This is a genomic window from Streptomyces sp. NPDC088254 (assembly GCF_044740925.1).
Lineage (GTDB): Bacteria > Actinomycetota > Actinomycetes > Streptomycetales > Streptomycetaceae > Streptomyces.
In genome coordinates this window covers 519,928-533,433 of sequence record NZ_JBIURQ010000005.1, presented here as the reverse complement: position 1 = coordinate 533,433, position 13,506 = coordinate 519,928, and the positions used below count along the sequence as shown (strand labels likewise).

The following is a 13,506-nucleotide window of genomic DNA, read 5'->3' as shown; positions in this document are numbered from 1 at the left end:
GCGCGCGTCCTGCTCCGCAGGAACGACGCGCCGACGCTACGCGTCGGGTTCAGCCCCCCGCTCCGCGGGGGCTGGGCTTCGGTCCCTCCGGGACCGGATCCGCTCCGCGGATCGAGTTGGGTCGCGGTGCGGTGTCCCGATCGCTCCGCGATCGTGTCTCCTCCCCGACATGTCTGGGGGTCCAGGTTTGATTCGGCTAGCAGTAGGAGCCGGCGGTCGCTGCTGTGCCCGGCTGGGTTTTTGGTGACGCCTCGTCAGTTAATGACCAGAACGCCGAGCCGTGCCAATCCTGTGTGCCAACGCTTCCTTATCTCCAAAACTTTGGATTATTCGAGTTCTGCCGCTCCCCCGTATTATCGGAGATGGGACCCGGGGCGCGCGAGACGCGGCTGCCGCCGCACTGAGCTCAGCGGCCAAACCTCAGCTGTTTGATGGCCCGATGCGCCGGGAGCACGGACCACCAGATCGATGCCGTGCTCGGCGAGGGTGGCGGACACCAACTCTTCTTGCGTTGAAGGGAGTTGATTAGCGTTCAGCTTGGTGCGGACCTTGGCGAGCCAGGAACCGATCATGACACGGTCGCCGTCCACCTCGATCTACTCTCGGGCGCCGGGGGCGCGTCCCCACCGTGCCACGCGTTCACGCAGACCACCGAGATCCTCGGGCTCTGGACGATGCGGCGGGGACGCTGGCGGTGCGGTCGGCGAAGACGACGGCGTCGACGGCCGGCCTCCCCACTCGGTTGATGGTTCAAGCGGCGTGTCAGTGGAAGACGACTGCGTGGCCGCTGATGAGACTCACGCCACGCAGCGATCCATACGAGGCTGAAAAGCTCGCTTGGTACCAGCTCCACCAGGCCTGTCGGGCAATGCGCCGCCGCGATGTGCTCGGCCTGCCCGCCCAGAGCAGCCGTACGTCCGATATGAGGCCGCCGTTGCACCTGAAGAACATGAGACGTTCCCGGTTTGATTAGCGGATTAGGTTCGGGTCACTCTCCAGGGGATCCTTGTTGGCGGCCCGCTTCATATTCAAGGGCTTGCGCAAGGTCTGCCCGGGTGCGTACGCCGAGTTTGAGATAAATGTGCTGGAGGTGGTTGTGGACGGTTCGGACAGAAAGTGTGAGGTGTTGGGAAATCGTTTTGCTGGAATTCCCGGCGGCGGCCATCAAGGCGATCTCTTGTTCGCGTTTGGTCAGGCGGGCGGAGGCGGCGCCGAGCGTGGACAGGAGCGGAGTCCGGGCGTCTTCGCACTGGGCTGCGAGGGCTGCGGCCCGAGTGGCGGCGGCGGTGGCTTTGCGGGGGTCACCCCGGTGTGTCCAGGCGCCGGCTGATGCGGCTGATGCTTCAGCGGCGAGGATGGGCGATCCCATCTGCTGGAAGGCGTGTGAGCACTCCATGAGGCGGCCTGGGTCGTTGTCGGCGAGGGCGGTTGCAAACCGTGCGCGGGTGTGGGTGAGGTCTCCGTCGCACTGGGTCGCGAGTTCGGTGAGGCGGTGCTGGACGCTCGGGGCGTCACCGAGGCGTGCGATGTCGGTGAGCAGAAGGACCTCGGACAGGGTGTGGCCGGTGCGGCGCGCGTCGTCGGCCGCAGTGCGCAGGACGTCGCGGGCGCGGCTGAGCTTGCCTTGGGCCGCGTGCAGCCAGGCAGTGCCGAGGGTCTCCTCGCCGGCCATGAAGCCGCTCGGTGCGTATTGTTCGAGTTCTGGGAGCAGGGACTCGGCTGTGTCCGTGTCGCCAGCCAGTGCGGCGCAGGCGATCAAACCCGAGACGTAGAGCCTGGTGGTCCTGGTGTGCTGGTGTGTACGTGCGATGGCGGCGGCTTCCGCATACCAGCGGCGGGCACTGGAGGGATGTCCGGCCAGCCACTCCGTTCGTGCGATGAAGTAGGCGAGCCACTGGCGGGCGAGGGGGGAGGGCGAATCCTGAAGCGTGTCGAAAGCGCTCAGGCAGGTCTCGCGGGCCTCGCTGATCAGACCGGCCTCCGAGAGCGCCAGCGCGAGCGGCGCCAGTTGGATCGCGGGATGGGGCAGAAGGGTTCCTCCACCGATCGCCTGGTGCATGCTGTGCCCGTGCTCGGCCAGTGCCCTGGCCTGTGCCACGCGGCCGACGACGGCCAGACCCACGGCTTTCGTCGTCGCCGCCAGCAGCCAGATGTCAGGGCTGTCCTGATGCGGGGCTCCGGGGAGGCTCTCGAGTAGTTGGAGCCCGGCCTCTGGCAGCCCGGAGACGGCCTGCATGGCTCCTTGCAGGAAATGCAGCTGTTGCTTCGCCGTCCGGCTGCGCAGCATTGTGCGGGCGTCAGCCAATACGGAGAGTGCCTGGTCGAGTCGCGGGCTGGACCAGAACAGGTTCATGCTCCGGGCGGTGACTGCGGTGATCTTCTCCTGATCGTCGCGTGCGTGGGCGTCGGCGTCGGCGAGGACCGCTTCGGCGCGCTCCAGGCGGCCGGTGTACGTCAGCACTCTGCCCAGCAGGATCCGGGTCTCCAGGGTGTGCTGGTCCGGTTTGATGGCGGTGAGCAGTTGGATGACCTGTTCGCTGTCGTTGGCGTTCATCGCGATGGCGGCGGCCTGGGCCAGGAGGGCGGGGTCGGCGGTGCCGATGGCCGCCAGTCGCCAGGAAGCGACGTGCAGGGCGTCGTCGCGGCGTCGGAGTCCGTGGGTTTCGAGACGCTCGGCCAGACGAAGACCCAGGTCGTAGCGCTGGAGGGGTGAGATACCGGCGGCTATGACCTCGCTGTAGAGGGGGTGGGACAGCGCGGCGGTGATTCTTCGGCCGTGTGCGGTGACCTGGATGATGCCCGAGCTCTCGACTTCGGCCAGGTGGGCGCGGTCGATGAGAGAGGCGGCGTCGGTCACGGACAGGGGGCCGCACAGGGCAAGGGCTTGCAGGAGCGGGAGCGCGGCGGGTGGGGTCGCCGCGATCTTGGCGGTGATCAGGTCGTTGAGGTGAGGGGTGACGGCAAGCCGGTGATCGGGCATTTCCCAGACTTCACCGTTGAGGCTGAGGGTGCCTGATTCGACGGCTCCCAGGACGAGTTCCTTCAGGAAGAGGACATTTCCACCGCTTGCGGTGTACAGCGCGTGCAGGGTGCGGCGGCCGACGAGGCCGCCGAGGACGCGTTGGACGAGTGCCTCGACCTGGGGGCGGTCCATGTGGGACAGGTCGATGCGGCGGACGCGGTCCCCGCGTCGCAGCAGGGCCTCGACAGCGTCACTGACTGGTTCACCAGTGCGGGCGGTGCCGACCAGGACGATGACTTGGGAGTCCAGGAGCTGGCCGAGCAGGACGGCTGATGAGCTGTCCAGATGGTGCATGTCGTCGACGAAGACCACGGTGGGCTTGCCTGGCTCTGCGGCCATGGTCCGGGCGACGGCTCGAAAGCCGCTGACCGGGTCTGCCAGGTCGACGTCCGGGGGCAGCAGGTGGGCGATCGCGCTGAGGGGTATCTGCCCGGCAGCCTTGCCGGCTACGGCCCTCGCAGTGCGTCGTCCGCTCTGGGCGGCTGCCAGTTCCAGAAACTCATCAGCCAGGCGGGTCTTACCCACTCCCGCCGGCCCGCAGATCATCCAGCCACGGGTGTGGCCGTCGGACAGGTCCCGGGCGAAGGAATCCATGAATGACTGTCGCCCGATGAGCGGCCATCTGTCTGCCCAGCCCTGCATTCGACTGCTCCCTCAAGGGGCGACGGGTCAGACAATGCTACCGGACTGCATGAGCGGCATGGTGATCGAGGGACGGGAGATTCGACATCTTAAAGCGCTGGCATCGCCTTTGCACCGGCAGCAGAGCTTCGCCGGATGCGCTGCCGCCGGCGGATTTCTGCAGCATCACATGGAACACTATGTCTATAGGTTGAGCAGGTCCCGCGCTTACCGTTCGTAAAGCCTGGCCGGGCTTGTGTGGGCGTCGACTTCTCCACACCCGCAGAATGGCTGACGGTCCAAGACTTCGTCGCGCCGACTCGGAACAACCCGTTGAGACCGCAGCAGGCGGGAGCAGGGCGGGTTGCAGGACAGTGTTATCGGATCCGGCATGACGAAGTTTGTCGAACATGTGGGGGTGGTATGCAGGCGAAGGCGTGCCGAGAAGAACGGGGGTGACACCTTCGTCTCAGCCCAGCACGCCCATCGGCCGTGAACCAAGCGCCAACGGGCCGGTCGCTGACACGTCAAAGACGGTTGCCACGATGATGTGGACGTCTTATCCGGTCGGCGTTGTTCTGCGCGTGACCAACCACACGAGAATTCAACGACGTCGGCCGGTCATATCCTCGTCCCCGCCGCGCTCGCCCGGTGCTTCCAAACGTCTGGCCCTCGGCAGCGCGCTCACCCGCCCCCGCCGCCCGGGTCCATGTTCCAGCCGCGACTTGAGGAATCGGTTGCGAGTTTGTCTCCGCCGCCGCCCGGGTCCATGTTCCGGCTCGCCGCGGTGGACATGCGGTGTCCGTCCGACGGGCTGTCCCCGGGGACGGCATGTGCCAGCGAGGGCACCGCCACGACGGCGCAGGCTGCCCACGCTGCGATTATGACCCTTCTCATTCTGCTCATTTCTCTTGCTCCTAGGTGATATCTGGAGGCCTTCGCATTGATCGGATGAGGCGCGCACGTTTACCTCGTGCGCTCATCCTGTGCACGAGAGTGCGAGGGCGCTTGAGTAATGGGTGCTCATCCTGGGCCACGCGCGGCAGGGGCGTGGTGGCAACGGCTCGTCCACCCCACTGCGTGGACAATGGTCTCAGTGCTCCGCTTCGTTCTCGGCCTTGCTTCGCCTGCGGCAGACCTGGAAGGGCAACGGGGCTTCTTTACGCAGCAGTTCGAACAAGTCGGGATCGACGTTCCCTCCACTGATCACCGCCACGTGGCCCCCGGCAGCGGGGAGGTCGCGCTCGTGGTAGAGGTACGCCGCGGTGGTGACCGCCCCGGACGGCTCGACGATCATGCCCGCACGCCGCGCCAGAAGGGCCACGCTCGAGCAGATCTCCTCTTCGGTGACGGTGATGATGTCGTCGACGAAAATGCGCATGTGCTCGAAGGTGTGCTCCCCCACGGTCGTCATGCGCAAGCCGTCGGCCATGGTCCGGCTGACACGCTCAGTCGGCCAGGTCACGCGCCGTCCGGCGCGCAGGCTTTCTCCGGCGTCCGCCGCCAGCTCCGGCTCGACGCCCACCACCCGTATGCCGGGGTGTGCGAGCTTCAGTGCAGCGGCGACACCTGAGATCAGTCCGCCTCCGCTGACGGGCACCAGTACCGTGCCGATGTCGAGTCCCGCAGCCACCGCTTCGTCGGATATGTCGAGGCCGACCGTTCCCTGGCCCGCGATGACGTCCAGGTCGTCGAAGGGCGGCACGATCACATAGCCGTGCTCCGCGGCCAACTGCTCAGTGAGGGCTGGGCATTCTTCGGGGGAAGCGAAGCGCACATCGGCCCCGTACTCCCGGACCCCGTCGATTTTCACCTTGGCGGCCGTGGAGGGCATGACGATCGTTGCTTTCACGCCGGCCTGCCGGGCCGCGTAGGCAAGTGCTTTGCCGTGGTTCCCGCTCGAGCGTGCAATGACGCCGCGGGTCTTTTGCGACTCGGACATCCGCGATAGTCGATTGCATGCACCACGTATCTTGAACGAGCCGGTGATCTGCAGGTTTTCTGGTTTCAGGAAGAGAGACCGATGCTCGCAGGAGGCCCATGGAGCCCTGAGCAGCGACGTACGGGAGACCACTGGCTCCAGGCGTTGACGGGCCGTGTGCAGGTCGTTGAGAGTGACGAGAGTCATGGGGCGGTCATCCTTGTCAGGTAGTCACGGTCATCTGGCGAGCGCGCCCAGGGGGTGGGGCGCCCTCGGCGCTCAGCGCCGGCCTGGGGCCTCTGTGCGGCCGTCATGCGCTGGGGGACGGATCGCTCGGTCCGGGTGACGTCGACGAACGTCATGGGACGATCGTCGGCCGTACGCGGAGCGGCCTCGTCGGAACTCGCCGGCAGCCGTCGGGCGGAGCGGTCGCGTTGCCCCGGGCGGATGACGATCGTGTCTTGCCCGGCCGTGCCCCAGGTGACCGTTGCCGTAGTGCCGTCCGGGTGGTCGACGGCGCGGGGATGGGATTCGTTCGCGTTCTCATCCGGGCAGCCGGTGTCGCCGGGTCGAATGATGACTTCGTGCTCTGTGTCTGTGACGACGGCACTGTCGTCCAGGAGGACCGGGGCTGCCGCCCTCACCGCGACGATCGAGCCGATGGGAGCGGCGAGCAGCACGCCGGCTACGGCTGCGGTGAGGGCTACTGCTTTCAGCGGCTCGTGCATCGTTGTCCTCCTGGTTGCTCGGTGCGCGGATCTCCGGGGTTGTGTGCCCTACCGGATGGCCGGGCGGTCGGCTACCGCATCGGCATACTGATCACGACACGGTCCCGCCGGTTGCGCTGTGGTCGCCTGCGTCAGTACGGCCTTTGGCCGCACGGCGGAGCAGACGACGGCCAGAAGTGCGTCGCCGGCTCGGCTCGCCGGGGTGAGATGCATTCCGGGGGTGAAGGGGCGCGCTCAACGCCACGATCGCCGTTGTCCCGGCTGGGCGTACATCTTGTTCTGGCCGTGCACCGTCACAGCGCTGAGGGTCCTACGACTGCCCAGTGGCTGACCTGCCCGTCCCGCCCGGTGACGTAGTCGGCGGCTATGGCGACGGCGTCCACGATGAAGGTGCCGCGCCCGTGCTCGTCGGCGGGGCGGTCGTCGTGCTGGTCCTGGGTGCGGGGGCCGCCGTCGGTGACCGCGACCAGGATCGCCCGGTCGTCGAAGAAGCACAGGGACAGGGCGAAGGGCGGCTCGGCGTACTGCACCGCGTTGGTCACCAGCTCCGAGACGACCAGCAGGGCGTCGTCCACGGTTTCTTCGTCGGCTCCCCAGGCGTGCATCACCCTGCGGGCCTCGCGGCGCGCGGTCGCGGGCGCCGGCGGACCGCACTGAAGCGACAGTCTCCACGCGTCGGCGGTCGGAACCGGCGCGGGTCCGGTCGCGGCGAGGGCGAAGGAGTCGTCTGTCGTCCTGGCGGCGGTGGGAGGTGCGGTGCAAGTCATGGTGATCACGGCCTCGGAGAGCTGCTGTGTGACTCTTCCAGGAGACGCCGCGCAGCTCTGGCGCGACTGAGCAAGCGGTACTCAAACCCGGAACTCACGGGGACGGTCTTCGAGGGCGAGGCGCGTGTCGGGGCCGGCTGTCCGCACCGGAGGGCTCGGCACGCCCGGGCGGGCAGCTTCTGCTCCGGCCGAGTATCTCCTACTCATGTGGGGTGCTCCTGCGTCCTGGAGAATCCCGACGTGTGGGGCCGCACGCGAGTGCGGCCATGGACAGGAGGTTCGCGATGGCGGCAGAGGACGGCTTCGGCGTTGCGGAGGCCGGCGCGCGCGGGGACGGGCACGCTGAGGGGCTTGCCGCCAACCGGGCGCCGTGGGATTCCCTGGCCGAAACCCACGGCACGACAGCCACCGATCAGTCCTACGACGTGGAGGCTTTTCTCAGCGTCAGCAGACGCTGCGCAGCATCGAGCGTGAACTGGCCGGTGACGTAGCGGGCAAGGATCTGCTCCATCTGCAGTGCCACTTCGGCATGGACACCTTGAACTGGGCTCGCCTGGGCGCGAGGGTCACCGGAGTCGACTTCTCCCCCGTAGCGATCGCCCGTGCCCGGGACCTCGCCGAAAAGGCGGGCCTGGTCGCGGACTTCGTCGTGGCGGACACCCAGCGCCTGCCCGACAGCCTTGCGGCCGGGTTCGACGTCGTCGTCGCCACGTACGGCGTGTTGTCCTGGATCGCGGATGTCGACGCGTGGATGCGGGGGGCCGCGCGGGCGCTCAGGCCAGGAGGCCGACTGGTCCTGGTGGACATTCATCCGGCCTTCCAGACCGTCCTCAGCTTCGAACCCTTCGTAGCCGACTGGCCATACGGCGGCGGCGAGGCTCAGTACGTCGCTCTGACCGGCACGTACGCGGATCCGAGCGTCGTGACGGCGCCCCGGCAGACGGTGCAGTTCCCCTACTCGGTCGGTGAGATCGTGACTGCCGCCGCTTTGGCGGGCCTGACCGTGGAACGGCTGGCAGAGCACACGGAGACCGAATCCGACGGCCGTCACATCCTGCCTCGAGGCGCCGACGGCCTCTACCGGTTCCCCTTCAGCGACACCTACCTGCCGATCATGTACTCGCTGCGGGCTGTCGCGCCACGCACGTCGAAGGCCGGCGGCTGATCGCGTCCTCCCTCTGACGCTCAGGGCGCCTGTCCGCAAAGCCAACGACCGCCCCGCGTTTCGGGTGCGGCGTAGCCACGGTGATCACCAACACGGGGGCACCGGGCTGCAGTCGGACACCGGATGGTCGGCTGCGCAGCGGCGAGTGGTGGGCACATGAGTGCCTCTTGCTCAGGTGCTGTATGCCGGCCGCGACTCACGCTTGTCGCTGACCTTCAGACCTCTACGGCAAGGCATGTCATGCGTTCATACAGCAGAGTCGAGTGTCATCTCGAGCGGCGCTGGGGCAGTGCATGCGCTCCGGCTGTGTTCGTCAGCGAGCTGGACCTGACGGACGTGGCGACGGCGACGGCGGTGCACCTGACCGGCCGCCGGTCGTATGCAGTCGAGGCCGCGCTGATCGGTTTCGACGCAATACCCGCTCTCATGGAGAGCCTGGAAGAGATGCAGGCCCTGCCGTTGCGTTGGCTCGGGATGACGACGCGTGACGGTCACCTTGCCGCCTTCGTTGCCTGGCAGCCCCTGGCGGGAGGAAACGGCATCGATATCGACCGGGTGTGCGTCGATCCGGCATGGTTTCGCCGCGGTCTGGCTCTGAGGCTGCTCGATCACCTGTTGACCGAGCTGGCCCCCACCGGGCAGGCGCTGGTCAGTACGGGCGCGGACAATCGTCCGGCCATCGCTCTGTATGAGCGTCTCGGCTTCACCCGTGTCGGCGTCGTCGAGCGGGCGCCCGGCCTGCTCATGGCCGAGTTCCGGCTGGCGCGCGAAGAGGACCACAGGCGGCCTCGTCGATAGCCCTCGCCGACGGGGAACGCATCGAGGCGACGCCGTTCGTGCGCATTGGCCTGAGGGGATCCGGCGACGCCGACCTGCCGGTTCGCTTCCCGGACGTACGGGAGGGCCGCCGCTCGACAGGATCCGGCCGGCGGGATACGACGGGCCGAGGTCGCCGGCCGACGGCAGGCCTGCTGACCAGGCCTGCCGTCGGGCCGGTTGCCCCTGTTTCGTGGCATCTCGTGCGGCGGCCGGCTGTCTGGCGGGCCGGCCTGCGGCTGGTGGATGCGCCGGCCGCAGGCCGGCCATGGGTGGGTCTGCGTTAGCGGTCAGTGGTGGCCGCGGCCGCTGGTGATCTCCTGGTACTCCTGGGCGGTCGGCTTGCTGATCTGGCCGTCCGCACCGTAGTACGCCATGCTGAGCCGCACACGCAGCTTCTGCGCGCGCGTGACCGGGCGCTCGACGCCGTTGTCGTCGACCCGCGGGCTCAGCGCGGCCGGCTCGTACTGCTCGTGCGCGGTGAGGGTGTGCACCTGCTCCTGGCTGAGGGGGGCGTGGACCTCGATGAACTCACCGTGCGGAAGGCGCCTGATGATGCCGGTCTCCCGGCCGTGGAGCACCTTGTCCTTGTCCCGGCGCTGCAGGCCGAGACAGATCCGTTTGGTGACGACGAAGGCGATGACCGGTCCGGCGAAGAAGAAGATCCGCACGAACCACGTGATCGCGTTGAGCGACAGATGGAACTGGGTGGCCCAGATGTCATTGCCGCCTGCGATCATCGTCACGAAGTACGCCGTCAGCCAGGCGACCCCGAAGGCCGTACGGGTGGGCACGTTGCGCGGGCGGTCCAGGAGGTGGTGCTCGCGCTTGTCGCCGGTGACCCACGACTCGACGAACGGGTAGACCCCGATGAGCGCCAGGACCACGGCGAAGCCGGCGAGCGGGATGAAGACTCCCAAGGCCAGTGTGTGGCCCCAGAAGTTGATCTCCCAGCCCGGCATGATGCGCAGCAGTCCCTCGGCGAAGCCCATGTACCAGTCGGGCTGGGAACCTGCCGCGACCTGGTCGGCCCGGTAGGGGCCGAAGGCCCAGATCGGGTTGATCTGGGCGATGCCCGCGATGACCGCGAGGACGCCGAAGACCAGGAAGAAGAAGCCGCCCGCCTTGGCCGCGTACACCGGCAGCAGCGGCATGCCGACCACGTTCTTGTTGGACCGTCCGGGTCCGGCGAACTGGGTGTGCTTGTGGTAGAAGACCAGGATCAGGTGTGCCACCACGAGGCCGAGCATGATCCCGGGCAGCAGCAGCACGTGGATGGAGTAGAACCGCGGGATGACGTCGTGCCCGGGGTATTCGCCGCCGAAGAGGAAGAAGGAGAGGTACGTTCCGACGATCGGGATCGACAGGATCGCGCCCTCCATGAAGTGCAGTCCGGTGCCGGAGAGCAGGTCGTCGGGGAGCGAGTAGCCGGTGAACCCGGTGAACATGCCCAGGAACAGCAGCAGGACGCCGAAGACCCAGTTGACCTCGCGCGGCTTGCGGAACGCGCCGGTGAAGAAGACGCGCATCATGTGCACGATCATCCCGGCGAGGAAGACCAGCGCCGACCAGTGGTGCAGCTGGCGTATCAGCAGTCCGCCCCGTACGTCGAAGCTGATGTCGAGCGTGGACTTGTACGCCTCGCTCATCATCTGTCCCTGCAGCGGAATGTAGCTGCCGTGGTACGCGGCCTCGGTCATCGACGGGTGGAAGAACAACGTCAGATAGACGCCGGTCAGGATGAGGATGAGGAAGCTGTAGAGGCAGACCTCGCCCAGCATGAACGACCAGTGGTCGGGGAAGATCTTGCGCATGTTGGCTTTGGCCAGGGTGTAGATCCCCAGTCGGCCGTCGGCCCAGTCGGCGAGGCGCTCGCCTGTCGGCGCCTTGCTGCGCGCGGGCGGTTCGGTGGTGGATTCGGTGCTCAAGCGCGCTCCCGGAATTCAGGGACGACGGGCTCTTCGAAGTCGCCGGGCGCTTCGAGGCAGCCTTCATCTGTTCGTTGTGGGAAGGGGGGCGCCGCAGCCGTACGGGACATCCGAATGCGCGCCCAGCGGCGGAAACCCGCACCGAGGCAGCTCAGGGCGACGCTCAGCGTCAAGCCCAGCGCGCAGTTCAGCGCTCTGATGCTCCCCATGGGCATGGCAAGGGTCGATGCGTCGTTCGGGATCGCCGCGTAGGAGACGACGAAAGCGGCGCCTGCCAGTGCCGCTGCGGTGAACAGCGTTGCGACCATGCGCTCGGAACGTCTGGTGGTCTGTGCGTCGCAGGGTGGGGTGAGATGATCGCGGCGCGGGTTTCCCTGATCGGCGCGCGGGTTGCGCCAGACCGGCACGGTCACGAAGGCGTGGACATATGGCTCCTTTTCCCTCCTCACTCGGACGATCTCTCGTGGAATGTCTTGCCTGTGCATGGCTCGTCCGCCTTTGCGGCCCGCTTCCCAGCCTCTCTAGAGGCTCTAGGGAATTCTAGACCCTCTAGATCGATGCGATGAAGGCAGGTGTTCATGGACCGGCGACCGACGGGCGACGGGCGACGTGACCGGGTGCGCGAGGCCACCGTGCGGGAGATTCACCAGAGCGCTCGGACGCTGCTGGTCACCAAAGGGCCGGCCGCAGTCACGATCAATGCCGTCGCCCGCGAGATGGGCATGAGCGGGCCCTCGCTGTACCACTACTACGCCAGCCGGGACGCGCTGGTGGACGCGGTGACCGCGGGCTTCTTCCAGGAGTTGGCCGAAGCCATGGAACGTGAGCGGGACGAGCGCACGGGCGCCTCGCCCGCGGACCGGTTTCTGGGCGCGTGCCGCGCGATGCGCGCCTGGGCGGTATCCCATCCCGCCGAGTTCGAGTGGATCTTCGCCAGCCCCGTCAGCGGCACGCAGCACCAGCCCGACTCCGCCCGGCACCAGGCCGGCCTGCGCTTCGAGAGCGTCTTCATCGACATGATCGTCGAGGTGTGGAACACCCGGCCATTCCCGGTGCCGGAACTGAACGAGCTGCCCGAGGGCCTGCCCGAGCAACTCCACGCGTACTCCCGCCTGATCGACCGACGCCTGCCGCCTGAAGCGGTGCACGTGTACGTGACCTGCTGGAGCCGGCTCTACGGACTGCTGTGTCTGGAAGTCCTTCACCAGATGGACTTCGTCCTGACCGACATGCAGCCGCTCTTCGAACAGTGCCTGAGCGAGCTGAGCGACATGCTGGGCCTCACCCAGGGGCCCTGACGGAGCGTTGCGCGCACGAGAGTGAAAGGGAGCAGCGCTCAAAATCTTGCGATCGCCTTCCCGCCGAGTGTGGGCGACATCCACCAGCGCCCCGCTGAGCCGGTCACCACCTGCACGTTCACTCCGCGCAGACGGTGCTGTGGACGGGCGGGGAGGACCTTCCTTGGAGAGACGGGAACCGGCTCCGCTCAGCACTCGCCCAGCGGCTGGAGTCGGCGACGTGCCACCGGCTCACTCCCGTCGAAGACAGCTTGGCCGACTGCATGCCCGTCACAGCGACCAGGAGGGCGCCCGGCTGCCGCTCCGGCGAGCATGCCGCAGCGGTACCGGCCCGAACTGTGCCCGTGCCGCGTCTGCGGGAGTGCCCGGGGCGGAGGCCCGCGGAGTTTTGTCCCCGGGAATGTGCCAACGCCGCCGTCACCCGGTCGCTGCAGAGCTGGAGTCTCACGGCAGTCCCCAGCCTTGGTGCGCAACGGTGTCCCGTCCGGGCAAGGCGTCACGCCATGCTCACGCGAGATGCGGGCGACCGGCGGCGTCTCGGATTGCGCCGGCTCCCGCCCCGGCTCTGTCATTCATCGGTGGATCGGGCCGGACGGAGAAGTGCACCAAGTCCTGGAGCCAGGAGGCCGACGATCTGATCGGAGTCCATGATGGCCATCGGGTTCAGCCTGAGAACGTAACGGCTGAAGATCAGTCCGAGAGTCGTCGTCAGCACGGCCCCCGCTCGTTCTGCGGCGTCGGTTCCGCCGATGTGTTCCGCCAGCCGGGCGGTCAGTTCCCGGTCGACGTACTCGCGGAACACGCGCATGAGCGCCGGGTCCCGCTGGGCCTGGGTGACCAGGAGCGTCAGCGGACCGCCGAGTTCCGGATCATCCCATACGGCCAGGACAGCCCGGATGATCTGTTCGGGCATCTGCCCGGGATCATCCTCGAGCACGCGGGCCATCACCTGGCCCGGGCTGATCCCGAGCGCCATCGCCCCACCGAACAACCCTTGTTTGGAGCCGAAGTGATAGCTGATCAGGGCCGGGTCCACGCCGGCCGCCGACGCAACGGCTCGCATCGTCGTCGCGTTGTAGCCGTGCCGCAGAAAAGCCGTCTTGGCCGCCGCCAGAATCCTCTCCTTGGCGTCGGAGCCTCCGCGCGGACGTCCGCGAGATTTATTCATCACCATTGAATATCACGGGCCTCGGAGCCTCGTGCGGGCACGCAGGTGCTCACACAGCCCAGGTCACGCCTT

Annotated in this window: 10 protein-coding genes; 3 read left to right on the top strand and 7 right to left on the bottom strand. The window is 67.5% G+C overall.

The genetic code is table 11. The features are described 5' to 3' along the window. Positions 1–988 precede the first annotated feature (988 nt). The 4 genes from ACIOC0_RS18235 to ACIOC0_RS18220 all read right to left on the bottom strand — a co-directional run bounded on the left by ACIOC0_RS18235 (position 989) and on the right by ACIOC0_RS18220 (position 7,059). The gene (locus ACIOC0_RS18235) at positions 989–3,616 is read right to left on the bottom strand and encodes a LuxR C-terminal-related transcriptional regulator (protein ID WP_402155955.1); all 2,628 of its coding nucleotides are present in this window, start codon (positions 3,614–3,616) and stop codon (positions 989–991) included. 1,120 nt (positions 3,617–4,736) lie between these two features. Beyond that, positions 4,737–5,771: a threonine/serine dehydratase gene (locus ACIOC0_RS18230; protein ID WP_402155954.1), complete on the bottom strand. Its 1,035-nt coding sequence runs from the start codon at positions 5,769–5,771 to the stop codon at positions 4,737–4,739. Continuing rightward, on the bottom strand, positions 5,768–6,292 hold the full coding sequence (locus tag ACIOC0_RS18225) for a hypothetical protein (protein ID WP_402155953.1): 525 nt from the start codon (positions 6,290–6,292) through the stop codon (positions 5,768–5,770). Before ACIOC0_RS18225 ends, ACIOC0_RS18230 begins: the two co-directional genes overlap by 4 nt. A 293-nt stretch (positions 6,293–6,585) precedes the next feature. Then, a complete protein-coding gene (locus ACIOC0_RS18220; RefSeq protein WP_402155952.1) occupies positions 6,586–7,059 on the bottom strand; it encodes an ATP-binding protein in 474 nt (157 codons plus the stop codon). A 475-nt stretch (positions 7,060–7,534) separates the two neighbouring features. Here ACIOC0_RS18220 and ACIOC0_RS18215 point away from each other — a divergent pair, with 475 nt between their 5' ends. Next, a complete protein-coding gene (locus tag ACIOC0_RS18215) occupies positions 7,535–8,224 on the top strand; it encodes a class I SAM-dependent methyltransferase (protein WP_402155975.1) in 690 nt (229 codons plus the stop codon). A gap of 306 nt (positions 8,225–8,530) precedes the next feature. Next, positions 8,531–9,022, top strand: a complete 492-nt coding sequence (locus ACIOC0_RS18210; RefSeq protein WP_402155951.1) for a GNAT family N-acetyltransferase — start codon at positions 8,531–8,533, stop codon at positions 9,020–9,022. Between the two features lie 308 nt (positions 9,023–9,330). Here ACIOC0_RS18210 and ACIOC0_RS18205 read toward each other — a convergent pair whose 3' ends face one another. Both ACIOC0_RS18205 and ACIOC0_RS18200 read right to left on the bottom strand, forming a co-directional pair. Further along, complete coding sequence (locus ACIOC0_RS18205; RefSeq protein WP_402155950.1) at positions 9,331–10,968, bottom strand: cytochrome bc complex cytochrome b subunit; 1,638 nt, start codon at positions 10,966–10,968, stop codon at positions 9,331–9,333. Next, entirely contained in the window at positions 10,965–11,381 is a 417-nt protein-coding gene (locus ACIOC0_RS18200) for a hypothetical protein (RefSeq protein WP_402155949.1), read from the bottom strand. The genes ACIOC0_RS18205 and ACIOC0_RS18200 overlap by 4 nt, the downstream gene beginning before the upstream one ends. Positions 11,382–11,546: 165 nt before the next feature. Here ACIOC0_RS18200 and ACIOC0_RS18195 point away from each other — a divergent pair, with 165 nt between their 5' ends. Beyond that, positions 11,547–12,266: a TetR/AcrR family transcriptional regulator gene (locus ACIOC0_RS18195; RefSeq protein WP_402155948.1), complete on the top strand. Its 720-nt coding sequence runs from the start codon at positions 11,547–11,549 to the stop codon at positions 12,264–12,266. Positions 12,267–12,834: 568 nt separating this feature from the next. On the opposite strand, the gene ACIOC0_RS18190 is transcribed toward ACIOC0_RS18195, so the two are convergent. Continuing rightward, positions 12,835–13,434, bottom strand: coding sequence for a TetR family transcriptional regulator (locus ACIOC0_RS18190; protein WP_402155947.1), 600 nt, complete (start codon positions 13,432–13,434; stop codon positions 12,835–12,837). Positions 13,435–13,506: the final 72 nt, after the last annotated feature.